At 44.7% G+C, this 26,404-nt stretch carries 17 protein-coding genes and 3 tRNA genes; 13 read left to right on the top strand and 7 right to left on the bottom strand.

From position 1 onward, the window contains the following. Window positions 1–73 precede the first annotated feature (73 nt). Entirely contained in the window at window positions 74–1,840 is a 1,767-nt protein-coding gene (locus DW039_RS07750) for a S41 family peptidase (protein ID WP_117719958.1), read from the bottom strand. Between the two features lie 108 nt (window positions 1,841–1,948). After that, complete coding sequence (locus tag DW039_RS07745) at window positions 1,949–2,932, bottom strand: adenosine kinase (RefSeq protein WP_022402172.1); 984 nt, start codon at window positions 2,930–2,932, stop codon at window positions 1,949–1,951. An 81-nt stretch (window positions 2,933–3,013) separates the two neighbouring features. On the opposite strand from DW039_RS07745, the gene DW039_RS07740 reads away from it, so the two are divergent. The 4 genes from DW039_RS07740 (at window position 3,014) to DW039_RS07725 (ending at window position 4,068) form a co-directional block, all read left to right on the top strand. Beyond that, window positions 3,014–3,087, top strand: a tRNA-Asn gene (locus DW039_RS07740). A gap of 21 nt (window positions 3,088–3,108) precedes the next feature. Continuing rightward, window positions 3,109–3,182 (top strand) — tRNA-Asn (locus DW039_RS07735). Window positions 3,183–3,203: 21 nt separating this feature from the next. Next, window positions 3,204–3,277: transfer RNA gene (locus tag DW039_RS07730), tRNA-Asn, on the top strand. A 185-nt stretch (window positions 3,278–3,462) separates the two neighbouring features. Beyond that, window positions 3,463–4,068: an outer membrane beta-barrel protein gene (locus DW039_RS07725; RefSeq protein WP_009037658.1), complete on the top strand. Its 606-nt coding sequence runs from the start codon at window positions 3,463–3,465 to the stop codon at window positions 4,066–4,068. Between the two features lies 1 nt (window position 4,069). Here DW039_RS07725 and DW039_RS07720 read toward each other — a convergent pair whose 3' ends face one another. The 4 genes from DW039_RS07720 to DW039_RS07705 all read right to left on the bottom strand — a co-directional run bounded on the left by DW039_RS07720 (window position 4,070) and on the right by DW039_RS07705 (window position 6,817). Next, window positions 4,070–4,774 carry a ComF family protein gene (locus DW039_RS07720; protein WP_118931203.1) on the bottom strand — a complete coding sequence of 235 codons (705 nt, stop codon included), beginning with the start codon at window positions 4,772–4,774 and terminating at the stop codon, window positions 4,070–4,072. A 53-nt stretch (window positions 4,775–4,827) separates the two neighbouring features. Further along, complete coding sequence (locus DW039_RS07715; RefSeq protein ID WP_009037656.1) at window positions 4,828–5,625, bottom strand: inositol monophosphatase family protein; 798 nt, start codon at window positions 5,623–5,625, stop codon at window positions 4,828–4,830. An 11-nt stretch (window positions 5,626–5,636) separates the two neighbouring features. After that, window positions 5,637–6,110: a hypothetical protein gene (locus DW039_RS07710; protein ID WP_057258849.1), complete on the bottom strand. Its 474-nt coding sequence runs from the start codon at window positions 6,108–6,110 to the stop codon at window positions 5,637–5,639. A gap of 110 nt (window positions 6,111–6,220) precedes the next feature. Beyond that, window positions 6,221–6,817, bottom strand: coding sequence for a DsbA family protein (locus DW039_RS07705; RefSeq protein ID WP_057258851.1), 597 nt, complete (start codon window positions 6,815–6,817; stop codon window positions 6,221–6,223). A gap of 410 nt (window positions 6,818–7,227) precedes the next feature. Between DW039_RS07705 and DW039_RS07700 the strand changes: the two genes are divergently transcribed. The 4 genes from DW039_RS07700 (at window position 7,228) to DW039_RS07685 (ending at window position 15,684) form a co-directional block, all read left to right on the top strand. Further along, window positions 7,228–8,361, top strand: a complete 1,134-nt coding sequence (locus tag DW039_RS07700) for a hypothetical protein (protein WP_133302538.1) — start codon at window positions 7,228–7,230, stop codon at window positions 8,359–8,361. A 62-nt stretch (window positions 8,362–8,423) separates the two neighbouring features. Further along, window positions 8,424–12,905, top strand: a complete 4,482-nt coding sequence (locus tag DW039_RS21235) for a CHAT domain-containing tetratricopeptide repeat protein (protein ID WP_229094623.1) — start codon at window positions 8,424–8,426, stop codon at window positions 12,903–12,905. 10 nt (window positions 12,906–12,915) lie between these two features. After that, window positions 12,916–14,985: a tetratricopeptide repeat protein gene (locus DW039_RS07690; protein ID WP_120381844.1), complete on the top strand. Its 2,070-nt coding sequence runs from the start codon at window positions 12,916–12,918 to the stop codon at window positions 14,983–14,985. Window positions 14,986–15,204: 219 nt separating this feature from the next. Then, a complete protein-coding gene (locus DW039_RS07685; RefSeq protein WP_005830632.1) occupies window positions 15,205–15,684 on the top strand; it encodes a DsbA family protein in 480 nt (159 codons plus the stop codon). A gap of 71 nt (window positions 15,685–15,755) precedes the next feature. On the opposite strand, the gene DW039_RS07680 is transcribed toward DW039_RS07685, so the two are convergent. Beyond that, window positions 15,756–16,247: a 3'-5' exonuclease gene (locus DW039_RS07680; RefSeq protein ID WP_005830635.1), complete on the bottom strand. Its 492-nt coding sequence runs from the start codon at window positions 16,245–16,247 to the stop codon at window positions 15,756–15,758. A 106-nt stretch (window positions 16,248–16,353) separates the two neighbouring features. Between DW039_RS07680 and DW039_RS07675 the strand changes: the two genes are divergently transcribed. From DW039_RS07675 to DW039_RS07655, 5 genes are all read left to right on the top strand, one after another. Then, complete coding sequence (locus DW039_RS07675) at window positions 16,354–16,893, top strand: NUDIX domain-containing protein (RefSeq protein ID WP_016272398.1); 540 nt, start codon at window positions 16,354–16,356, stop codon at window positions 16,891–16,893. A 104-nt stretch (window positions 16,894–16,997) separates the two neighbouring features. Beyond that, window positions 16,998–20,042, top strand: a complete 3,045-nt coding sequence (locus DW039_RS07670; protein ID WP_120381843.1) for a tetratricopeptide repeat protein — start codon at window positions 16,998–17,000, stop codon at window positions 20,040–20,042. 15 nt (window positions 20,043–20,057) lie between these two features. Continuing rightward, window positions 20,058–21,689, top strand: a complete 1,632-nt coding sequence (locus DW039_RS07665) for a TonB-dependent receptor (protein ID WP_120381842.1) — start codon at window positions 20,058–20,060, stop codon at window positions 21,687–21,689. 145 nt (window positions 21,690–21,834) lie between these two features. Continuing rightward, window positions 21,835–24,261: a type I DNA topoisomerase gene (gene topA / locus DW039_RS07660; protein ID WP_016272395.1), complete on the top strand. Its 2,427-nt coding sequence runs from the start codon at window positions 21,835–21,837 to the stop codon at window positions 24,259–24,261. A gap of 232 nt (window positions 24,262–24,493) precedes the next feature. Continuing rightward, window positions 24,494–26,398 (top strand): LruC domain-containing protein, encoded by a 1,905-nt coding sequence (locus DW039_RS07655; RefSeq protein WP_117963250.1) that lies wholly within the window; start codon window positions 24,494–24,496, stop codon window positions 26,396–26,398. Window positions 26,399–26,404: the final 6 nt, after the last annotated feature.

The following is a 26,404-nucleotide window of genomic DNA, read 5'->3' as shown; positions in this document are numbered from 1 at the left end:
TCATAAAAGGCTTATACAGAGACTATCCGGTATAAATTAAGGAGCAAATAAAAGAATCCTCTTAAGAATGTCCTTATACTATTTCATCATAAACATGTTCATTTGCTCTCGTAGCGGTACTCAGAAAAACCGGGGCTGTCTCCTTTCTTTGTTGCAGAGACATTGACGTCACTGCCGGAGCACTCAACATTTCCTTGTATTTTTCCGGAGCAGTCAGTATCTTTACAGCCTCTTTCAAATCATCATCATCTTTCAACTGCTGGATAATGCTTCCACGCTGGAAATAATAACGTTTGATGATTTCTACCGCAATCATGCTCTTGATGTCCTTGGAGAAATGGTCAAGGTCACGGTCCAGATTATGCGACAATTTTTTCTCCAGCGCTTCAAACTCTTTCGAAGCATCAGTCAGATAGCCCTCAAATTCGGCCATCTCCTTCAAGTTCTTCAGCATCTTCTCTGTCTGCTGGTCGTATTTGAAGTCCGCCTTTTTCACCATCGTCTTGAAGTCCGCATAATCGGCATCTGTAATTTCAAACTTCTCTGCTGAAGGGATGGTAGGATGTTTCAGGCAATAGTCCGTGGCATAATTGAAAATAAGATTGTCATTGACAAGATAGAACAGAATGTTGGGCAGCTTCTCCTGCTTCACCGCAATGTCCGGAGTCACGCCTCCACCATCCCGCACTTCACGTCCGGCAGCCGTATGGAACACGGTAGTAAGGCTGTCCGGAATACGTCCCACACTGCCGTCCTCATTCCGGTGCTTGTAGTCGATAGCCTGCACACAACGGCCGCTGGGAATATAATATTTGGAAGTCGTCAGCTTCATGGTACCACCGTATGGTAACGGACGGGTGGTCTGCACCAATCCCTTACCGAAAGTACGGTTACCGATAATGACCGCACGGTCAAGGTCCTGCAAAGAGCCCGCAAGGATTTCTGACGAAGAAGCCGTTCCGCCATTGACCAAAACAGCCAAAGGAATTTCCAGATCCAACGGTTCACGCAATGTCTTGTAGGTATTGCTGGCTTGCTTAATCTTACCCTTTGTCGTCACAAGTGTTTTTCCGCGAGGCAGAAAGAAGTTGGCTATCTCTATAGACTCATCCAGCAAGCCCCCCCCATTGTTCCGCAGGTCAATCACCAACGAAGTCATCCCCCGCTTCTTCAAGTCCAGAAAAGCCTGCTTGAACTCCTTGGAAGGATTCCCCGAGAAGGTGCTGAGATTGATATAACCTATATTATTATCCAGCACCGTATAATAAGGTATGAACGGCAATTGGATGGAACGGCGCACAATGTCGAAATCCAACGGTTTCTCTGTACCGGGACGCTGCACTTTCAGCTTGAAGCTGGTACCCACTTGTCCGCGAAGCATCTCGCTGACTTCCTGGTTGTTCTTTCCGGCAAGGTCTTTTCCGTCAATTTCCATCAAAATATCTCCGGCTTTCAGGCCTACATCGGCAGCAGGCATATTCTCGTATGGCTCAGATATCATGGAACGTTTCAGTTTCGGATTCCAAGTAATCACAGAACCTATACCACCATAGGAATTCTTCAGCATCTGCTCCAATTCGCTTTGGTCATCTTCCGGATAATACTCCGTGTAGGGATCCAGCGAGTAGAGCATGGCATCAATGCCTTCACGGATAGTCTTGTTCGGATCAATCGTATCCACGTAAAACATATCCAACTCTTTCACAATGGAATTGAATATATCCAGATTCTTTGCTATTTGGAAACTGCGGCTATCACCACTCTTAAACCCCCAAAAACAAACGGCTCCCGCTACAATCAGCAAGGTAACCATCCAGCGTATCTTTAAAATTCTTCTCATAATTATGATAATGTGCTAATATGCCAATGTGCCAATGTGCTAATAACCTGCAGCGTAATAGCGAAACAAATATTGCGCAGCCAATTAGCACATTGGCACATCAGCACATTAATTAATTAATAAAATTTCTTCCTTGATTTTTTCCCATTGTGCAGCCTGAAGCTCTGTACCCACCACTTGTATCACATCTTTGGAGAGAAGGGAGCCTATCTTGCCACATTTCTCCAGCGAGTAGCCACACGTCAGTCCATACAAGAAACCTGCCGCAAAATAGTCGCCAGCTCCTGTAGTGTCCACCACTTTCTCTACCGGAGCCGCTTGTACCTGCACCATCTCTGTACCTTTGCGAATCAGAGAACCACGGGCACCCACCTTTACAATGGCTATGCTACACATTTTGGCAATGATGTCCAATGCTTCCTCCGGTTCCTTACCCGTAAAGGCCTTTGCCTCTTCCTCATTGGCAAAAACAATATCCACATATTTGTTGACCAACAGAGAGAAAAATTCAAGGTCTCCTTCTACTATATTGTAGCTCGCCATGTCCAAACATACTTGTAAGCCGGCCTCTTTAGCCAGCTCAATGGCACGGAGAATCATATCATGGTCTTGCACCAGATACCCCTCTATAAATAGGTAAGCATATCCTTTGAACATATCCAGCGAAAGATCTTCCGCCTTCAATGTAGAAGCCGCCCCCAAATAAGTGCCGAAAGTACGCTCCCCATCAGGAGAAATGAAAGTAGAGGCTACACCGGACGGAAGGGTAGTGGAAAGCAATAAATTCGCCTCTGTCCCACGTTCCAGCAGGCTATCCCGGAAAAAGTTACCGTAAAAGTCATTGCTTACTTTTCCGATGAATCCCGTACCCGCACCAAGGCATGCCATTGCCCGAATTGCGTTTCCGGCAGAACCTCCGTTAGCCAGGTGCGTCTTCATCCGGCTGAAATACTCACTAATTTTCAAGAACTTATCTTCATCAATCAGCGTCATGCTTCCTTTCGGAAGCTGCATCTCCGTCAAAATATTATCATCTTCAATGATTGCCAGCGCATCGACCAAAGCATTGCCCAACCCAATTATTTTATCCATCTTCGATATTTTTTTTGCAAAGATATTGCATATTTCAAAATATCCTATTACTTTTGCAGCGCATTTGAGAAAAAACAACATTCTTCCTTAGCTCAGTCGGTTAGAGCATCTGACTGTTAATCAGAGGGTCCTTGGTTCAAGTCCAAGAGGAAGAGCGAAAAAACTTGAATGCATATTCTTCCTTAGCTCAGTCGGTTAGAGCATCTGACTGTTAATCAGAGGGTCCTTGGTTCAAGTCCAAGAGGAAGAGCGAAAAAACTTGAATGCATATTCTTCCTTAGCTCAGTCGGTTAGAGCATCTGACTGTTAATCAGAGGGTCCTTGGTTCAAGTCCAAGAGGAAGAGCGAAAAGGTTCGTCAATTAGGCGAACCTTTTTTGTTTTCTCCATCAGCCGCACTTAACGAACAAACGGAAATCTTTCATCTTTCATGAAATTAACATATATTTGTGGAATATTTATAGGGAATTTATCCCGACCTTCTGTCTTTATTTGCAGAGCCATGAAATTTAATTCAAAAATACGACTATAATGAGAACAGCCCTACTCTTTTTAATCATCGGATTGACTGTATGTACATTTTGCAAAGCACAAGACATACCCGTTCTGCCCCAAGAAAAGTTCCGGCACCATGAATTTTCCGTCAGCTATGGTTTCCTGCCCATTACCGATGCCAACAGCATGGCCGAGGAGTGCTTCGCTCCGGTACTGAGTTTCGGAGTTTATACACGCGAAAAGACAAACTACTACGGTGCCCTGAGCATCAGCTACATTTATAGATTCAACCGCAAAATCAGCCTGGGAGTAACCGGAGGAATAACCGGCAACAAAGGGACAGCCAGCAGCCTTTACGAAGCTTTGGATGAAAACACCAAAGACAACCGAAGGTATCTGTATATTCTTCCCACCTTCCGGTGGCACTGGTTTACCCGCCCCAAATTCTCTCTGTATACCTCAGCAGGGCTCGGTGCCTATTTCCTCCGGAACAGTTTTGGAGGAGAAGTCTTTCACAAGACAAAATTCGCTTATCAATTCAGTTTTCTAGGCATCGAATACGGAAGCCGGTTTGCCTTCTTCACAGAATTCGGAGTAGGATATACCGGAACAATCGTAGCAGGCGGCCGTTATCGTTTCTGACTTATGAGGCCGCTACCGCCAGTGTCAATACACTGATGCGCACACCCTCCACTTCCTTGAGCGCATCGGCACAAGCCGTAGTGGTGGCACCGGTAGTCAATACGTCATCTATAATCAGTACATGCTTCCTTGCAAAAGCGTCAGCACGACGCAGACAGAAGATACCGTCCACATTCTCCCACCGTTCATAAGAGGATTTACGGGTCTGCGTTTCCGTATGCCTCATACGGGCAACGGAAGCAGTATCTACGGGAATACCGGTGACAGCGGAAACACCGCGGGCTATACATTCGCTCTGATTGTACCCACGCATTTTCTGCTTACGCGGATGCAGAGGAACGGGGACTATGACATCCACATCACTGAAGAAACCGGTAGCCGACAACTCCGCCGCCATAAACCGCCCCATCACTTCGCCAAGGTCTTTCCTCCCTCCATATTTCAACTGATGGAGAATGCGGCGGAAATCACTCCCTTTATGGTAAAAGAAACAAGATGTGGCATGTTCCAGAGGTATCTTCCCCCAAAACATACGTTCCACCGGATTGTCCTTACGAAGATGATAGTTTGTCCGGGGCATATCCATATTGCACTTCATGCAGATGCCCTCTTCACCCTCTTGCAAGATAGCACCACACACGGCACACTGACGCGGAAAAAAGAGATGGACAAAAGAAAAGAACCAGGTTTTAACTATGTTTTTCATCGTATAGTATTAAAAAAACGGCAACAGAGCAATACACTCCATCGCCTTGTTTGCTATAATGGCAAGACCTCACCTGCCAGCTTCAAGAACAACGGATGCAGCAGTCCGTTAGTGGCAATGATATGATGTCCGTCCAAAAAGGCGTCACTACCGCAAAAGTCAGTGATTCTTCCACCAGCCTCCAGCACCATCAGCGCCGCCGCAGAAAAGTCCCATTTGCCGATAAACGCCTCAAGCCAGGCATCAAAACGTCCGGCAGCCACATAGCAGATGGCAAGCGCAGCGGAACCGGTCATGCGGATGCCTGCCACACGCCCGTAAAGTTCATGAATCAAATGCTCACCGGTACGTGCATACCGGTCGGAATTATAAGGGAGTTCCGTCACTACAAAGGCATCCTCCACCTGCTGGACAGACGAGACCTCCATCCGTTCTCCATTCACATAAGCGCCACCTCCCTGCCAGGCATAAAAACATTCATCCCGGCAAGGGTCATAAACAACTCCCAGCAACAAAGAATCCTTGTCGCGCAAAGCGATGCTGACACAATAGGGAGCATTATCATGAATATAATTCGTTGTCCCATCCAACGGGTCCACTACCCAACAGTAGGGTTCATCGTGATAGACAGCAGAACCTTCCTCGGCTATAAATCCAGCCTCGGGAAGAAGTTCCCGAAGCGCAGCCACCACCCGCTTCTCCGACTCCTTGTCTACATAAGAGACATAATCATGGGCTTGTTTCTTCTGTACCGCTTCCCGGCTGAAGTTTTTCCGCTCTTCTTTCAAGAAATATCCGGCTTCACGGGCTATGCAGCAGACAGACTCTGTCAATATCTTCAAATCCTCCATTTCTCTACATATTAGTTCCCCGCAGCCTCTTCTGCCTGCCGGTAAATAAGCCGACCGCGCTGGCTGACCGTCCATCTTCCATCTTCCAAACGCACATTCTTTGTATCATCATCTTCCACATTCCAAACATATCCCCCCGCAGGAAGGCCACGGCGCTCCAGAATCTCATTCGGCATTTCTTCTTCCGAAAAGAACAGTTCCACTTGGGTAGAATCGGGACTGAGCACCAGAAACAACATCTTCTCCGCATCATCCACAGCGTTCATACGGACTCCTTTTTCCCACAGACGGATACAGTCTTTCTGAACCTCACTCCAGGTATATCCGGCAGATGCAATGCAACCATGCTTATCCTTATCACCACCAACGACATGTACCGTATCGGCTTGTCCAGCAACTTCCGCAGTCTTTCCACTCTTGCTACCACAAGCCACAAACAGTGCTCCGGCACATAGCAAGCACATAGATGTTCCTCTTACATTCATCTTTTCTCTTTTTAATTGCTTTTTGTTTGACAAAGTTAAGAACAAATCGGCAATTTAAAAAGTTTCTTTTTCATTATCATCAGTGCTCCGGCAGTATATACTAAGATTAATCAAGGCTTGAGATATACCACTGTCTTTCCACTACCATATTTACGGATGATCCCTTCTTCAAGAAATAGATTCAAATCCGCCACAGCCTGATGCTTCGCCCTTCCTGTCTGTTGTTCATAATCCGCACGGGTGATACAACCATACTTATCCAAATGTTGCAGTAGTTTTTGCTTTCGTTCCTCCTGAGTCAATTTAGAGTGGGAGACGTAAGGAGACGCTTTCCGTTCCAACCCCATCGTCTGAAAGCGTTTGCGGAATTTACTACCGATACGCAAATTCACATTCCGGAAATGCACGGACGGAGAGCGGATATCCTTTTTATCTGTCACAGTCTTGTCACACTTCAAGGACAAGGAGAAGAATCCCAGTTCGCCCACCTCCACAATCCATCCATCTGCCAGCCAGCTGTACAGTTCGTCCGTTATAGCCTGTAAAGTGCCGTCAAGGATGGCTGGACTGAAACCTGTAGCTTTGTGAACCAGTTCACGGAATTTGTCGGCAGGGATGGTCCCTTTGGGAAGGATACGTGCATGAAGCAAAGAGGCTTCACCATTTTCGTCCGGAGGACTCTGGTATAAATCATAATAAGCGCTCATAAGACATTAATGTATTGATTAGACAATTATAATCTTTGAATCAACTTTAATAAGTTATCCTTTCAGTAATTTTTCTTCGTTGCACCAGAGTCGTCTCTTCGTTAGACTATTGTTTAACGAAACGGCAACCATGATACAACGTAAAGACAAGCCTGCTTTAACGAATTAAAATCAGCCTTCAAAGGTAATGATAAAAGTAAAGTGAAAAATAAAAAAGGCATATTTCTATATTAAAGAAGAATATTTGTCACACTTAATCCCATTTTAAAACCGCATAACCACAGATACATCGCCAATAGTACATTTACATTCTAAACACTTTTGCAAAGTCCGTCACATTCCTATAAATTTGTAAAATACATGACAGTGATAGTGCATACGCAAATAATAATAACATAACTCTTTAATAGATGAAAAAGCCATCATTTCTTTTAATATTCTTGCTAAGTTCCATAACAGCATTGGCACAATCAGTAAAGTATGAAACATTCATTTACAGCAGTGACGACTTAGCAGATGAAATTCAAAGTTTATGTGAAGAAAGAAACTCTACCCGCAGTTATGTGGGAGATTTATTCAATGCCAGCAAAGAATCGGCTAAAGGTATTGCATCTGGTTACGTGACGTCCTTCATTGATTTGGGAGTAAATGCCATAGGCTCCTTGTTGACACGAAACTCGCGCCTAAAAGAGGAATGGGAGGAAACCGTCCGCAGTGAAAATGTATATACCACCCAAATCAGCACTGTATCGGAAATGAACGACTTCTATAAAGAAACTTCGTTCGATGGAGCGTTAGACCCCAAAGGCATGAGATTCGACGGAATAGGATGTTTGCGGAAAGAGGGTAATGATACTGTTTTTTATATCTCATGCCACATTGACCGAAGTAAAATCAGCCGTATCATAAACCACTCCAAATTTGAGCTGGCACTCGACACACTGATTATCTGTCCAACCCGTTCCAATTTGCCTAACTCCGTCTTAGACATTCCTTTTTCATTTGAAGAAAGGAAAAACTTCTGTCTCTCTATGACCATGAAGCTTACCTCATCTTGGATGAACGAGATTGTACAATTACAAAAGGACCAGGAATTAGGGGAGTTTTCATTGGAAATACCTGTCGATTCGAGCCAACTTGACAAGAATGGATTCTTTCGTTATGTACGGGAAGAGAACGAAACTCCCAAATACAAAATCAGAGGCGAAAGCTTCATTGTCCCTCGTTCTTATATGGGCTTCCGCGATGAAAACGATGAATACCGCATCAGCTTCGGTACCGGAGAATACAAGCTATCCATAGAATTGAAAGAGACTTGTGACATAACAGAACAATATCGCAAGAACTGGAAAAGAGACCGGAAACAAAGAAAAGCAATGGAACCTTCGGAAGACATATTGACGCGCAGCTGGCAGGTAGTATCCAGCCAACAATGGAATGAGCTGACCAAGCAATGGGTTATTACAACACTGAAAGCACCGGCAGACATCATTACCCAGGATGTAATAGATAAGTTGGGGTTTGAAGCAGAAACGAGATACTAAAACTTTCGTTATCTCGTCATGCGAAAATGCCATCAAGACAAAATACAATAATCAATCGGCGTATGAGACGAATTTTCTTTACCCTAAGTTTATTTATATGCATATATAGTCATTCACAAAATAAACAGGCACTGCTCAAATCAGATTCTCTCTTTGCCAAAGGGGTGGAGCTTTATAACCAAAAGGATTATAAAGCTGCCATTCCCCTATTTACTGAAAGCGATAAAATAGACAAAGCAGAACTTGATTCGACGAGTAACCGCAGGGAGTATTCGGCAATGTGGCTGGGGAGTTGTTACTATAAGCTGGGAGAAATACAAACAGCCCAAAAACATTACCAATATTACACTATTATTCCTGTAGACAGACGCTTGACCGTTCTATCGGATTCCCTTTCAGCCATCGGAGAGAAGTTCTTGTCAGAAGGCAATTTAGAAGCAGGAATTTCTGCAATAAAAGAGTGTGGAAAAAGTGAAAAAGAATGCATAGGAGAAAACCATCCATTCTATGGCAATACCTTAACTAATTTATTACCGTTATTTTGCATAACGGAAAATATTAAAGAAGCCACTACCTGCATTAAAGAAATCGTCCCCATCTATTTAAAAAATCCTGAATGGGGGAAGAAAATTGCCAACAACATCATACCCTTCGTCTTAGCTGTAAGAAACAAAATAAATTTCGATGATATCAAAGACATCATTGAAATTAACGATGCCGCAGCATTATTTGCCGAACCCTCAATGAATGCTCCTTTTAGTAGCGCAAATGACAGTATTTACGGGCTCATTATTCAGGCAGGCATAAATTTGCTTACCAATACCAACGACATTAACGGTGCTATAGAATTCGGTGAAGAAGCGTTGAAGAAAATTTCGGGACTTAACCGTAAGGGAAATGCAAACGAATATATCATAGCAACTTCTTTGGCAACATTATATGCGGGTAATATACTTATTCCGCAACCTTATGAAGTCAGAAAAAAAGGGTTAGCGCTATATCAAAGAGCATTAGACATCGCTTTAGAGAACTATGGGGAATACTCTGTGGAAACAGCGACGATTTATTTAAAACTCGGAAACTATTATATGAGAATGGAAGAAGAGCGTAGTTTTGACAAAGCCAAACACTGGTTACATAAAGCCTTCAACTCCAGACTCATTGATTCACTCTCCACAAATAAATATCAAACCAAGCAACTGATAGAGATATTTGCCAGCTCTTATCCTTTATTCAGTATCTTAAATGACGAAGAATACTTCCTGCAAACTGCAAAAAAAATCACTCAAACAAACAGCTTCAGCTTTTGTGAGAATCATCTGTTAATGGAGAGTATGGCAGAGGCTTATAAAGCATACAACATTGGAAAATACGACAAAGCTATTTCTATTTATCAGCAGCTTATAAATTGTTGTCCAGAGAAACAGAGCAAACAATGTTTATCATACATAAAGAGCAAAGCCTTTACTGAATATTTAAATCAAGAATATGATAAAGCAATAGCCGATTATCTTAGCATAAAAGATATTATGGCAGATAAAACAGTTGAGCCATCTATCTCTGCATATGCCCAAATGTTAGATTTACTATCTAACTGCTATCAAAGAATCAATGATTCTATACAATCCCGGAAATATGAGGACTTATCTTTAAAATTGAGAGAAGAAGCTATCCAAACCAATGACGGTGGAAATCCATACTACTTTTTTCAAGACAAACTAAGTGATATAGACAATATCATAAACATCTATGACACTAGGCGAGATTTTCGAAAATCAATAGATTTCCTGAAAATTAAGATAGATTCTATAATGAACCATACAGAAATACCCGATAAGAACATGGTATCGGACAACTATAGGCGAATAGGTGACAGATACGTATACTTATATGATTCGGAAAATGCACATCGGTACTTAAATAAAGCGATGACAATGATAACCGATACATTAGATGGGTATACATATGGAGGATTATTACATTCTTTTAGTCAGCTGTATAAAAAAGTATCCATAGAACCAGAGCTATCTCTACAACATAGTTTACATTCTGTTCAAGTTATGTCCGATTTTCTAATACGTAGTAAAGACAAACTCATGGCAAATCAAATTCAAGTGGAATTTGATATGATATGCAATACATGGGATAAATGCTATGAGTTATTTGACTATTTAGGGAATAGTTCAGACGCTCTTGCATGTTTGGATAAAAAAATGGACTTCATTGTTTCCATCAAAGGGAAAAAGCATCCTATGTATATACGGACAAAGTCGTATAAAATCAATAAAATGTTTCTACAATATGCATTCTCTGAAGAACGTGACATACAGAAATGCAGAGCACTCAATGATTCGTTATTGGCTATATTGGAACATAATAAAAACGATGTATACTATGATTATTCTGATATTGCAATGCATTATAGCATTATGAAAGACACCACAAATGCTATTCTATATCACAAGAAACACCTTGAAGAACTAAAAAGAGAACTATCCCCAAATCATACCAATAATGAGCGCTATATTGAAACCCTAACTGATATTGCCGAGCTGGAAGGTGAAGAGAACTACATAAAACAATTAAAAAATAATGTAGCCAAGAGTTCACAAATAGGGGAGTTAAGAAATTTACACTTCTGGTCATTATGCCGTCTGGCAGAACTATATCGCGACAAAGGAGAGTTGGCCACGGAGCAACAATATTGGGAAAAAGCTATCTCAGCAGATATCCATAACGAATATATCGGAAACGTATTTAAGTCCCTATTCGACAATTATATGAAACAGAATAAAGAAGACAGGCTACTTGCTTATTTCCGTCAAGGAACAAACGCTATAACAAACCGACTCAAAGAAAATTTTCGTAATGCCACAGAAGCAGATAGAGAACGTATTTGGGAGGATTATAAGCAAATTCCATATACATTAGGAGAATACCTATTATACAGATACCATCAAGGTATTTCGCCCGGAGAAGTCTACAATAACCTCCTCTTCCGAAAAAACATTCTATTGAATTCTTCAATCAGTGCCATTAACCTTATAAAACATGAAGGAGACAGCCTCTTGATAAAAAAATACGAAAGAATGTTATCTATTGAACAGGAGTTGGACAGAGGAGATTCATATATTCAAGAAGGGAACCGAAAAATTTCAAAAGAACAAGCTAAAAAAATTGCTGACAGATTCAACACTGAAATTATGCAAAGAGCTGCTATATTAGGAGATTTCACAAAAAGCCTGGAGTGCTCATGGCAAGATATTCAGAAAGAATTAAAGCCGCAAGATTTAGCCGTTGAGTTTACTTGTTTTCCTATAGGAAAAGACAGTATCATGTATGCTGCTATCACTCTAAAAAGCAAAGGGATGCCACAATTTATTCCACTGTGTGAACAAAAAAGCATAGAAGAAATAACTGATATTTATTCAACCTCCACTCTCTACAACTTATTATGGAAACCCATACTGACTTATTCAGGAAATCTCCCTAATATATATTTCACGCCTGACGGCATACTACATAACATTGGCATAGAGTACACCATGGCAGACAGCATCCCTCTACAAGAAAAATATAATTTGTACCGCCTCTCGTCTACCAGATTATTGGCACAAAATAAAAATAGAAATAACACAAAAAAAGCGATATTATACGGTGGTCTCCAATATGATGCAGATTCTGTGTCACTTATAAAAGAACATTTGAAATATGCAACAAGAAGTTATTCTCCAAATTTGGACACAATTGTAATTGATTCCCTTACTTTAAGAGGAGGTGTCTCCTACTTACCAGCTACTCTGACAGAGATAAAAAACATTCATGCTTCAATGCAACAAATCAATATCCAATCGGAACTTTATTCTGAACTGCAAGGTACTGAAGAATCATTCAAGTCATTATCAGGAAAACAAATAGACATATTACATATAGCAACGCATGGATTCTACGTGAACCAAAAGAGGTCTTCAGAATCCCCTCATACCTCAATAAACAAAGGAATGTCTAAAGAGAGTTCCTCTTTAAAACGAAGTGGATTATTGATGTCCGGAGCCAATATTGCTCTTAAAAAAGGTGCAAATTTAAAAGACGTTGAAGATGGAATACTTACAGCCCAAGAGATCTCCACTTTAGATTTACGAGGATTAGAACTAGCCGTTCTTTCAGCTTGCCAAACCGGCATAGGAGATATAGCAGGTGACGGTGTATTTGGCTTGCAGCGGGGTTTCAAGAAAGCCGGAGCCAACACTTTATTAATGAGTCTTTGGAAAGTAGACGATAACGCCACGCACTTACTGATGACTGAATTCTACAAAAATCTGTTAGCAGGAGAAAGTAAGTTCGAATCCTTACGCAAAGCACAGAAATATGTACGTGACTACGAAGAGGAAATTGAAATTACTCCAAACAAACGCTGGGAATCGCAAATCAGACAAAAAATGAATAAAAGCAAAGAGCCTGCTCCTCAAAAAATAAAGAAAATAAAGAGATATGCCTCCCCCTATTACTGGGCTGCATTCATTTTATTGGACGCAATTGATTAACTCTTAATTTATGAAAAACATGAAAAATTATTTAATGTGCATATTCCTTGCCGTATTTACTATCAGTATTTACGGGCAAAACCACAAGAATGCTGCGGACTATAGGACAGATGCAATAAATGGAAACGCGATTGCACAATTCTATCTCGGACAGAGCTACTTTAGGGGATGGGGTATAAAACCTGATACCATACAAGCCGTTTATTGGTGGCGAAAGTCGGCTGAGCAAGGAAATCCTGCTGCACAAAACAATATGGGTGCAGCCTATAGTAATGGCTGGGGGAATTTAACCCAAAATAAAGAAACGGCCATCTATTGGTATAAAAAAGCAGCTGAAAAAAATGGGGCTTTTCCACAAAAGAACCTTGGACGCATATATGAAGACAAAGAAAACTATGAAGAGGCTTTTATCTGGTATAAAAAAGCCGCCGAACACAATAATAGCCCGGAATCTTATTATGCACAAAGCCGCTTAGCCTATTTACTGAAAAACGGGTTAGGAGTCACAAAGAATTACCCCGCCGGAATGGCATGGACAAAACGAGCAGCTAAAAACGGGAATGCAAGCGGACAGATTTCGCTTGCAATCTCTTATGAATACGGCATAGACAACATCTTGAGAAAAGATGGGAATTCAGCGTTATATTGGTACAAAAAGGCTGCTCTCAACAAAGACATTGGAGAACTCCAGAAGTCTATAGCAGAAGCTGCCATAGAAAGATTGGAAGAAGCGGGATTCAACGGACAGAATACTCTCCTCAAAATGATACCGGACTATAAACCATTCTACACTGCACCTTCGGAAAGTGAACAGAAAAGCATGCATGAATCTGTTCGCAATAGCACGGTAGAGTGGGGAAAAACAATAGGAGGGGAGGCTTTTCTAGGACAAACCCAAAATGATGAAATAAATGGATTCAGGGTAGAAGTCAAAGAAGATAATATTAAAATTGGCTTTACTAAAAACTCAGAATTCACTTTATTCATCTATATTCAAGAAGATGACATAATAGTTAAAAATGGCTCTGAAAATGGTGTAAAATACAACCGAAACACCGGAAAACCGTATATGCTGCTCCGCCCCTACAGTTATGAAATAGAAGCCAAGGAATACCCCGGACAAATATTCGAACGGACAAACTACACAAACGGGAATAAATATTGGGGAGAAACCTATAATGGACAACGCCACGGATACGGCATTCATATCTGGGAAAATGGGGATATGTGGTTCGGCCCTTGGAAGGATGGTGAAAGAAATGGATACGGCGCTTACTTTGATATTACGGCACACACCATTCAGTCAGGAAAATGGATTGGAAATGAATTGATAGCCGGTACTTCTTATATCTGTAAAGAAAAAGCGGAACCGGTTCTTCCAGCCAGAACCAGAACCGTTTCAAAACCATTTTCCTATAGCGGTACTGTTCGCTATATAAATTTACCGACCAGCTCATACATGTCATACATCACAGAAGCCATCAACAAATGGGGGAAATGCCGTACCGGAGCAATCACTATGTATGGAGCAGGAGTAGGAGTGTATGGGAATAGTGGATATGCCTACACCGGCAGTACTCCCAGCAGGCTTAAGAAACGTATAGAAGAAGCTAACAGTAGCAATTCTGAAATAACAGACATCAACATCACTGAAAATGGCAACTATGTAATTATCTTAGGCGGTTCAGGGTATTGGGCGCTTGGACACCCAGAGAAATTTCTCAAAAAACTGGAGCAGTATCGTACAGGAGATTTAAGAGACGACAATATTCTTTCGGCCTGCTTCAATGATAGAGGAGAATGGGTAGTTATCACGGACAAGCATTACAGCTATTCAAATGAAACCATCAAAAATTTCATACTGAAAGCCGAAGAACTATACGAAGAGGTTTACTATGCCTATATTACCAATTACGGGATGATAGCTTGCTGCAAAAACGGAGTATATTACAAAAACATTCCATCCAATTTGGCAGAGGCATTGAAGAAACTCACATTCAAACCCAAAGTCATCAAGTTTACAGACAATGGATTGTACTTGATTACAGATGGAGAATCACAAAATTATTATTTTATGTAATCACCCATTTTTTTTAAATATAGGCAATAGGTTATAGCATAGGACTTTCCATGTCGTCAAATGGCTAAATACAACGTTAAAAAAAGTCGTTCAGTCCCGTTAAAGCACCATGCCGTTTTTAAGTGTTGTAACTTCGCACCGTGGTCACAAAGAAACAGGTCTCGCTAACTGACGAGTGAACGAAACCGCAAGTAACAACCATTAAAAACAAAAAACATTATGGCATTTCGTTATGTAGTAAAAAAGAGAATGGTAGGCATTGGTACCAAAACCGAGAAGTATGTAGCTGCTTCTTATTCCGTAGCAAATATTGACTTTGATAGATTATGCGACCAGGTGACCAGTCAAGGGATGGTGCCAAGAGGTATCGTAAAAGCCGTATTGGACGGTATGATTGACGCACTCTGCACCTATGCCAGCATCGGTGCAACCGTACGGCTGGGAGACTTCGGAAGCCTCCGACCGGGATTGAACGGCAAAAGCCAGGAGGATGCAAAGTCTGTAACGGCTGATGTCGTTTACCGCCAGAAACTGATTTTCGTGCCGGGACAACGTTTGAAGAACATGATGAAACAATCGGGCATCACACGATTGGTAACCGGCTCTGAAATCGTGCCGGACAATGAAGAAAATCCCGGAGGAAACGAAAGCGGAGGCGGCGGCAATGATGGTGACCAAGGTGAAAATCCATTAGGATAAACTGATAGAGTTTTATCAAGGAAACAAACAATTCCACAGAGGAGGCTTCATGACAAGTCTCCTCTGTTTATTTATATGACCTGTTTCGCTATCCATGCACAAGCCTCAGCATCAGCCAACGCATGATGATGATGTTCCAACTGATAGCCACAGCAAACAGCCACTGTATGCAACTGATAGTTAGGCAATCCCTTTATAGCACGACGTGATGCCTGCAAAGTACAATAAAACTCATAATCCGGATAATCCATGCAGTAAGTACGGAAAACAGCTTTCAGGCAGCTTTCATCAAAGGCCTTGTTGTGCGCTACCAATGGCAAGCCTTCAATGCGTGGAGCTATTTCCTGCCACACAACGGGAAAGATAGGAGCATCCTGGGTATCTGCCAACGTCAGACCATGCACGCGGGTATTCCAATAAGTGTAATACTCCGGTTCGGGACGGATGAGGCTATAATAATGGTCCACAATCTCTCCATCACGTACGATAACCACTCCTACACTACAAACGCTGGTACGCTGTTCGTTGGCCGTTTCAAAATCAATGGCAGCAAAATCTTTCATCCGATATGGTTTTATAGTCGCCAAAGATACGAAAAATTCATTCTGTTCCTTTCATTCTACACCTGGTTTCCATTATCTTTGTCCCCCGGACAAAGGCTAAAATATCATGGAACATCCACTTTCGCAATTCAAATATTGTCCGAAATGCGGTTCAGCCCATTTCGAAGTTCATAACGAGAAGTCGAAGCAGTGCGCCGACTGCGGTTTCGTCTACTACTTCAACCCCTCTTCCGCCACCGTCGCCTTGATACTGAACGAGCGCGACGAGCTACTGGTGTGCCGCCGCGCCAAAGAGCCTGCCAAAGGGACGCTGGACCTCCCCGGAGGCTTCATTGACATGACCGAGACCGGAGAGGAAGGCGTTGCCCGCGAAGTAAGAGAAGAAACCGGCATGAAGGTGGCAAAGGCCGAATATCTCTTCTCCCTGCCCAATATTTACATCTATTCCGGCTTCCCCGTACACACGCTGGATATGTTTTTCCGTTGTACGGTGGAGGACACCTTGCACTTCAAGGCGATGGACGACGCGGCAGACCTCTTCTTCCTCCCCTTGAAAGATATCCGTACGGAAGAGTTCGGGCTCGGCTCCATCCGCAAAGGAGTGGGTATCTTCCTGGAAGACATGCGGAAGAACAAAAGCGAATGATTATTCGTTCCTATTATGGTATATATCCTAAAAAAGCCAAACAAGTGTAACATTTCCGGGTTAAAACCCGTATTTTTGTAAAATACCTATTCTAACAAAAGAAGATGAAACATAAAATCTCCCGAATATTGTGCACAGCACTCTGTTGCGCACCTTTACTCGCCTCAGCACAAACAAGCGAGAAGAGTACTTCTCCCAAGCGACTCTACCAGGAAGGACAAACGCTGTTCCAGCAAAAGGCCTATGCTGCCGCCATCTCTCCGTTGCAAGCCTATGTACGCCAGATGAATGCAGACGGCAAGCCTCTGCCCGATACCGGCGAGCGGCAAGAAGCGGAATACATGCTGGTATGCGCCGCATACGAGCTCAGAGACCCCAAAAGCATAGACTTGCTCCGCGCCTTCCTGGACGAATATCCTGATACTCCCCATGCCAACCGCATCTATGCATTAATCGCCTCCTCCTATTTCTTCGAAGGCAATTATGACGATGCCCTCGCCATGTTCAACTCCGCCCGCCTCGACCTTCTGGGTACCGAGGAGCGTGACGACATGACCTACCGCCTTGCCACCTGCTATCTGAAGACGGGCAATGTAAAGGAAGCAGCCATCTGGTTCGAGACCCTGCGTAGCACCAGCCGCAAGTATGCAGCGGACTGTGCTTACTACATCTCTTATATCCGATATACCCAAGGACGGTATGACGAAGCGCTCAGCGGTTTCCTGCCTTTGCAGGACAATGCCAAATACAAGGACTTGGTTCCCTATTACATCGCCGAAATCTATCTGTTGAAGAAGCAGTACGACAAGGCGGAAATCGTGGCGCAGAATGCACTGTCAGCCCATCCCGACGGTCTGAGCTACACCCACACGGCAGAGCTGAACCGTATCCTCGGTACAGCCGAATACCATTTCGGGAAGTATCACGAAGCCGTAAAGTCCTTCGGACAATATATAGAACACAATGCCGAATCTGCCGCTCATAGAAGGGATGCCCTTTACATGCTGGGAATGTCCTATTATCAATGCGGCGTGTATTCGCAAGTCCCCTCCGTCCTCGGCAGAGTGACTGCCGAAAACGACGCCCTTTCGCAGAACGCATACCTGCACATGGGACTGTCTTATCTGCAACTGGCAGACAAGACCAAAGCGCGTATGGCCTTCGAGCAGGCTGCCGCCTCCAACGCCGATATGAAAGTCAAGGAACAAGCCGCCTATAACTACGCCTTATGCATCCACGAGACCTCCTATTCCGCTTTCGGCGAATCGGTGACCGTCTTTGAGAAATTCCTGAACGAGTTCCCGAACTCTCCTTATGCCGAGAAAGTCAGCAACTACCTGGTGGAAGTGTACATGAATACACGCAGCTACGATGCCGCACTCAAATCCATCGACCGCATCTCCCATCCCAGCAAAGCCATTCTGGAAGCCAAGCAGAAGATTCTGTTCCAACTCGGGACCCAGTCTTTTGCCAACACGCAGTTCGAGCAAGCCATCGGTTACTTCAACCAAAGCGTCACGCTGGGACAATACAACCTCCAGACCAAGGCAGACGCCCTCTACTGGCTCGGCGAGTCTTATTACCGCCTGAACCGGATGAGAGAAGCCGCCCGCAATTTCAACGAATATCTGTCACTCACCCGGCAGAGGGATACGGAAATGTTCGCCCTTGCCTACTATAACCTGGGCTACATCGCTTTCCACCAGAAAGACTATTCGACGGCAGAGAACCGTTTCCGCAACTTTGTCCAACTGGAGAAAGGCGAAAACCCGACCGCATTGGCAGATGCCTACAACCGCATCGGTGACTGTAACCTGCACGTCCGCCGTTTCGAGGAAGCCAAGCAATACTACGCCAAAGCCGAGAACCTGAACACTCCCGCCGGAGACTATGCCGTCTATCAATTAGCACTGGTATATGGCATGCAGAAAAACTATACGGAAAAGGTGAGCATGCTGGACCGACTTGCAGCCAAATATCCCAACTCGCCCTACGCCATCAATGCCCTCTACGAGAAGGGACGCTCCTACGTACAGAGCAACAACAGCCGCCAGGCTATCGCCACCTTCCGCGAGCTGCTTGCCAAATACCCCGAAAGCCCCGTCAGCCGTAAAGCCGCCGCCGAAATCGGTCTGCTTTACTACCAGAACGATGACTATGACCGTGCCATAGAAGCCTACAAGCATGTGGTCACCCAATATCCCGGAAGCGAGGAAGCCCGCCTTGCCATGCGCGACTTGAAGTCCATTTACGTAGATGCCAACCGCGTGGATGAGTTTGCCGCCCTCGCCGCCCAGATGCCGGGAGAAATCCGCTTCGAACCCAGTGAGCAAGACTCGCTGACTTACATCGCTGCCGAAAAAGTATATATGAAAGGCGAAGCCGCACCTGCCAAAGAGAGCTTCACCCGTTATCTGCAAAGTTATCCGGGAGGCGCTTTCAGCCTGAATGCACACTACTACCTCTGCGTCATAGGCAAAGAGCAGAAAGATGACGAGGCGGTATTGGAACATGCCGGAAAACTGCTGGAATACCCCGATAACCCATATTCTGAAGAGGCTTTGCTGATGCATGGAGAAATTCTGTTCAACCGCCAGCAATATGACCTGGCATTGGCCGACTACAAGAAATTGCAGGCCAAAGCCACCACGGCAGAGCGCCGCCAGCTTGGCGCTATCGGTGTACTGCGCTGTGGAGCACTGATGCATGATGATGCGGAAGTCATCAACGCCGCCACAGCCTTGCTTGCCGAAGCCAAGCTGTCTCCGGAGCTCCGGAACGAGGCATTGTACTACCGTGCCAAGGCATACCTCAACCAGAAAGCCGACAAGAAGGCAATGGATGACCTTCAACTGCTGGCCAAAGACACCCGTACCCTTTATGGAGCCGAAGCCAAATATCTGGTGGCATTACAATGGTACAACGCCGGTAATTATGCCTCTGCAGAAAAGGAAATCCTTAATTTCATCGACCAGAGTACACCGCATGCCTACTGGCTGGCACGCAGTTTCATACTTCTGTCTGATGTATATGTAGCCATGGACAAGAAGCTCGATGCACGCCAATACCTATTGAGCCTGCAGCAGAACTACCAGGCCGACGACGATATAGCAAGCATGATTAACGAAAGACTGGAGAAATTGAAGTAAGAAATATAGCACATTATGAAAAAGAAACAATATATCCTCGCAGGAACTATGCTTGTCTCCCTCTCTTTGGGAGCACAAGCCCAGACACAACCCCAAGACACCACCATGAACCGTACGGTAGTCGTGGAACAAGAATATAATCCGGACATCATGGACGCCTCCAAAGTGAACGTGCTTCCCAGGGTGGAACCTCCTACCGTCAGCAAAAAGGCGGTGGAATATGACGCCACCCTGATGCCGGCAACCCATATCCCGGCAGGTATCATGCAAGCCTATACCGGAAAAGAGACGCAGGCGAAAGCGCTGCCCGGATATGTACGCTTGGGATACGGTAACTACGGTAACCTCGATGTACGTGCCAACTACCTCTTCTCCTTATCCCCCAAAGACCGCCTCAACCTGACATTCACAATGGATGGCATGGATGGCAAACTGGACTTGCCGGATAATGGCGGGAAGTGGAATTCATTCTACTACCGTACCCATGCTGCCATGGATTATGTACATGCTTTCAGCAAAGTCGATTTGAATATTGCCGGAAAGTTCAACCAAAGCAATTTCAACTTCCTGCCCGACTTCGTCAGCAACAAGCAGAAATTCGTTTCGGGTGATGTACATTTCGGGGTAAGTTCCACGAGCGACGATATGCCTCTCCAATTCCGTGCCGAAACCAATTTGTTGGTCTACCAGCGCCAACACGACCTCATGGTGAGCAATATCAAAGAAAATATCGTGCGTACCAAAGCCGATGTCACCGGTTCCATCTCCGATGAGCAGACCATCGGCATGGCTTTTGCCATGGACAATACATTCTACAGCGACGGACGTTTCGAGAATCACACCGACGTAGACTTCAATCCATACTATCTCTTTCAGAATGACGACTGGAAAATACGTCTCGGCGCACACGTCGACCTGGCTTTCGGCTTCGGCAAGAAGTTCCGCGCCGCTCCCGACGTAGAAATACAATACATCTTCTCGGACAGCTACATCCTCTACGCACAAGGTAAGGGAGGACGGCTACAGAACGATTTCCGCCGTCTGGAAACCATTACGCCTTATGGCATTACAAACCAGCAGCTTGACAATACCTACGAACAGCTCAACGCAGCCATCGGCTTCAAGGCAAGTCCGGTCAGCGGATTGTGGTTCAACCTATACGGCGGGTATCAAGATTTGAAAAACGACCTGATTGACACTCCGACTGTCAAGTCCGACGGGATAAGCAATGTTTACCTCACAGAAGATACCAAGAACCTCTACGCAGGAGCTGACCTGAGCTACAACTACAAGGATGTTTTCTATCTCGCCGCCAATGCCGTCTATCGCCATTGGACAACGGACTCAGACGGTCCTGATGTCGTAGTAAGCTTCAAACCGGCCGTAGAAGGCAATCTCAATCTCAAGGTACGCCCCATCTCCCCACTGCTTGTCGGCATCGGCTATCAGCACATCTCACGCCAGGGGGTGGAGGGCAACAAGGCAGACCCTGTCAGCAATCTCTATCTAAACGGCAGTTACGAACTCTTCAAAGGTATCTCCGTGTATGCGCGCGTGAACAACTTGCTGAACAAAGATTACCAGTACTACTGGGGATACCCTTCAGAAGGTCTCAGTTTCTTAGGCGGAGTAAGCTTCCTCTTTTAATAGGGGCAGCACAAGCCGGAGCTCTAATTTGAACAAAAAAGGTCATTTTTGCTAAATTCTCCTTATATTATAAGGTGGGAAGAATCTTTTTTTCCTACTTTTGCGGGCGAATTCAGTGGCGGGAGTCACTAAAAAACAGAAATTTATGCAGAAAAACCTTGTCATAGTCGAGTCTCCGGCGAAAGCAAAAACCATCGAGAAATTCCTTGGAAAAGATTTCAAAGTCCTTTCCAGCTACGGCCATATACGTGATTTGAAGAAAAAAGAATTCAGTATTGACGTAGACAAAGACTTCAAACCGCATTACGAGATACCGGCGGATAAAAAGAAACTCGTAACCCAGCTGAAAGAAGAAGCCGAGCAGGCAGAAACCGTATGGCTGGCTTCCGATGAGGACCGCGAAGGGGAAGCCATCGCATGGCACTTGTACGAAGTGCTGAAACTGAAACCGGAACACACCAGACGTATCGTCTTCCATGAAATCACCAAAGGTGCCATCCTGAAAGCGATAGAAAATCCCCGTGACATTGACATCAACCTGGTCGATGCCCAGCAAGCCCGACGTATCCTGGACCGTATCGTAGGTTTTGAACTTTCACCGGTATTGTGGAAGAAAGTGAAACCTGCCCTTTCTGCAGGCCGTGTACAGTCCGTAGCCGTCCGTCTCATTGTAGAGCGCGAACGCGAGATACATGCATTCCAAACCGAAGCATCCTACCGTGTTACCGCCGTATTCCTCGTTCCGGACACTGACGGCAAAACAGTGGAAATGAAAGCCGAACTGGCGCACCGGCTTAAGACAAAGGCAGAAGCCCGGAAATTGCTGGAGAGCTGTAAAGCAGCCACGTTTACCATCAGCGACATCACTACCCGTCCGCTGAAGAAAACTCCCGCAGCCCCGTTCACCACCTCTACCTTGCAGCAGGAGGCTGCCCGCAAACTGGGCTTCACCGTGGCACAGACCATGATGGTGGCGCAACGTCTGTACGAATCCGGATTGATAACCTACATGCGTACCGACTCCGTCAACCTTTCCGAACTTGCCGTCAACGCCAGCCGTGAAACCATCTCCAACCTGATGGGCGAACGTTACGTACACAACCGCCACTTCGCCACCAAGACCAAAGGAGCGCAAGAAGCCCACGAAGCTATCCGCCCCACCTATATGGAGAATGCCAAGATAGAAGGTACCCCGCAGGAAAGAAAGCTGTACGACCTCATCTGGAAACGTACCATCGCCTCGCAGATGGCAGATGCCGAAGTGGAAAAGACAACCGTAACCATTGCTATCAGCAACGAGACGGAGACTTTCACTGCAACCGGCGAAGTGGTGAAATTCGACGGTTTCCTCCGTGTCTACCGCGAATCATACGATGATGACGTAGAAACCCAGGAAGATGAGGCACGCCTACTGCCCCCTCTGAAAAAAGGACAGAAGCTCGAACATGAAGGTATCACCGCTACCGAACGTTTCACCCAACACCCTCCCCGCTACACGGAAGCAAGCCTTGTGCGCAAATTGGAGGAACTGGGTATCGGACGTCCGTCTACCTATGCTCCGACCATTTCCACCATCCAGCAACGCGAATACGTGATAAAAGGAGAAAAAGCAGGTGAAGAACGCACCTACAATGTGCTTAACCTGCAGGGTAATGAAATAACGGACAACAACCATACAGAAATCACCGGAGCTGAAAAGTCAAAACTGATGCCGACAGACACCGGTATTGTGGTCAATGACTTCCTGATAGAGTACTTCCCGGACATCCTTGACTACAACTTCACTGCGAGCGTCGAAAAGCAATTCGACGAAATAGCCGAAGGTGACAAGCAATGGACCGCCATTCTGAAAACATTCTATAAGAAATTCCATCCTTCGGTGGAGAACACGCTTGCCGCGAAAACCGCCCACAAGGCAGGCGAACGGATTCTAGGAACAGACCCCGTCAGCGGAAAACAAGTGTCTGTAAAAATAGGACGTTTCGGCCCAGTAGCACAGATAGGTACTGCCGAAGATGAGGAAAAGCCCCGTTTCGCCCAGGTAAAAAAAGAAATGTCCATCGAGACCATTACGCTGGAAGAAGCGCTGGAGCTGTTCAAACTTCCCCGTACTCTCGGAGAGTACGAAGGCAAGAATGTAGTCGTAGGTGCGGGACGTTTCGGACCTTATATCCAGAACAACGGCTTGTATGCCTCATTACCCAAGACAATGGACCCGATGACTGTTACGCTGGAAGAAGCTATTGAACTTTTGCAAAAGAAACAAGAAGCAGAAGCCCAGAAACATATCAAGAAGTTTGAGGAAGAACCGGAACTGGAAATCCTGAATGGACGCTATGGCCCTTACATCGCTTATAAAGGCAGCAACTACAAGATTCCTAAAGACATCATCCCTCAAGACCTAAGCCTTCAGGCTTGTCTGGAGATTGTGAAACTGCAAAGCGACAAGGAGACGGGCAAGTCGAAACGGACTGCAAAGGTAACCAAGCCCACAGCCAAGTCAACAACGAAAACCAGTAAGGCGACGAAGGCAGCGACAACCAAGGCCACTTCAACAGCCAAGAAAAAGTAAAATGAAAGTACATGATACAAAATCCTCCTTTGCCGGACAAAATATCCGGCAAAGGAGGATTTTCTTTTTTCTTTCATCTTTCCCTTCCAATTTAAGGTTGCTTTTACCGTTATTCTCATAAAAGAGCTCCAAGACGGTCGAAACAAGTGAAAGTTTTCTTTCTATATCAAATAAATATATATATTTGTGCTAAAGGCAATTACAGCAAGCAAACAAACAAAAAATGAAAGGTATGAATAAAATTTTCTTTACCAAAAGAACTTCCATTCTGTTACTGGCAATATCTCTGTTCAGCAGTTGTATGGAAAAAGACGTGTATCAAGGAGATAAGAATACACCGTTGAATCCCACAGAGGTATTCGATTTCAGTCTGACGAAAGAAGTAAAACTGAACGTCGACTATGGTTTCACCAACGACTATTACATTATTTTCGAGCTCTACAATCAGAATCCCATGAAGGAAGAGAACAACTCTTGGATAAAAGATGAGAAGCTCTCCCCCATCTATGCAGCCTCCACAGACAAAAAAGGGCAGTACTCAGGGAAAATCACCATCCCCTCCGACATTACGGAAATATGGATTTACAGTGACTATCCCGGTGCCGTTTCTCCGGTCAAGTTAGCAGTGTCCAATGAAGAAATCAATTTTGACCAGGCGGAATATATAGCATCCTTGCAAACCAACACAAGGGCAACGACAGCAGGCGGCTACAGCTATCCTGACGATTGGAAACTCATTCCGGGTACGGATTGGGATGTTTATGGTCTTCCAGTCAATATAGAAAGTATCTTGAGTATGCCACCGGCTGAAATTCTGTACAGCATCAAAAAAACATATACCAAGGTGGCCAAAGAAGGAATAAAAGTCATGCATCCGGAATGGCTCAACAATAACACAACATCCGAAATCAAAATCACTAAAGCGACGGAAGTGAGTCTTGTATTCATTAGCAGTGGTGCCGGATGGAACAATACCATCGGATATTTCACCTATCCGACCAACGAAGTCCCTACTGAAAGCACGGTCCAGAAAATCCTTGCATTCCCTAATGCGTCCCCCATCAGCAAGTCAAGCGGAACGGGCAGACTACTCTGCGGCCATGAAATGAAACTGAAATATTGGAATAAAAGTACACAGCAGTTCGAAGATAAATTCCCTGCCGGCGTTACTCTAGGCTGGTGTCTGGAAGGAATGGGCTTTAACAACGGAAACATCAAGAAGACCGGTCACACCCGCTTTTCTTACAGTTCTATGAACAGTGACAATGCACAACGCGTGGTAGCCCTGCGCGATGGAGGAACAAACCAGATTGTAGCCATCGGATTCGAAGACAATACAGACTACGACTACTGTGACGCCACATTCTATGTCAAGATAGCAGAAGCCAATGCCATTGACCCTGAAGGACCAGAACTGCCTCCGGTAGATCCGCCCAGCAGCCTGGAATATACTGTTTATGGTACACTGACCTATGAGGACCAATGGCCCTCTGAAGGAGATTATGACATGAACGATGTAGTGGTCGAATACCAATCCACCATCTACAAAAGTGCTCTGGACGATAAGATATATAAGATTATGGATGAGTTTACCCCTATCCACAATGGAGGGAGCTACGTTTGCGGATTCGGTTACCAACTTTCCAATATCGACCCGTCCAAAGTAAGGAGCATCAATGTCACCGGTTCAGACAGCTGGGAAATGGAAACGGGACAGTCACACCCCACCATCACTCTTTTTAACGATATCAAGAAAGTGCTGGGACAAAAAATCACTGTCACCACTGAAGTGATAGACATCTCTTCCAAAGACAACTCTGTGAATCCTCCCTACAACCCGTTCATTTTTGTCAACGACAGAAACAGAGAGGTACACTTAGTGAATTATCCGCCCACCAACAAAGCCGATATGGAGCTCTTCAATACCCAGGACGATGTGTCGAACACCTCAGCAGGAATCTATTATATTGCACGCTATAAAGAGGAAATACAACTGATGCCCTTCGGAATCAACCTCCCCAACATCGTAGATTTCAATATACCTGCAGAGGGCGTAAAGATATACAACACATATCCCGACTTCATCGAATGGGTCAAATCGGACGGAAGCACCCACAAAAATTGGTATAAGAAATAAAGGACA

Source organism: Bacteroides sp. AF39-16AC, assembly GCF_003602735.1.
Lineage (GTDB): Bacteria > Bacteroidota > Bacteroidia > Bacteroidales > Bacteroidaceae > Bacteroides > Bacteroides uniformis.
Note: the sequence above shows the minus strand (reverse complement) of the source record. Positions and strands in the feature narration are given on the sequence as shown.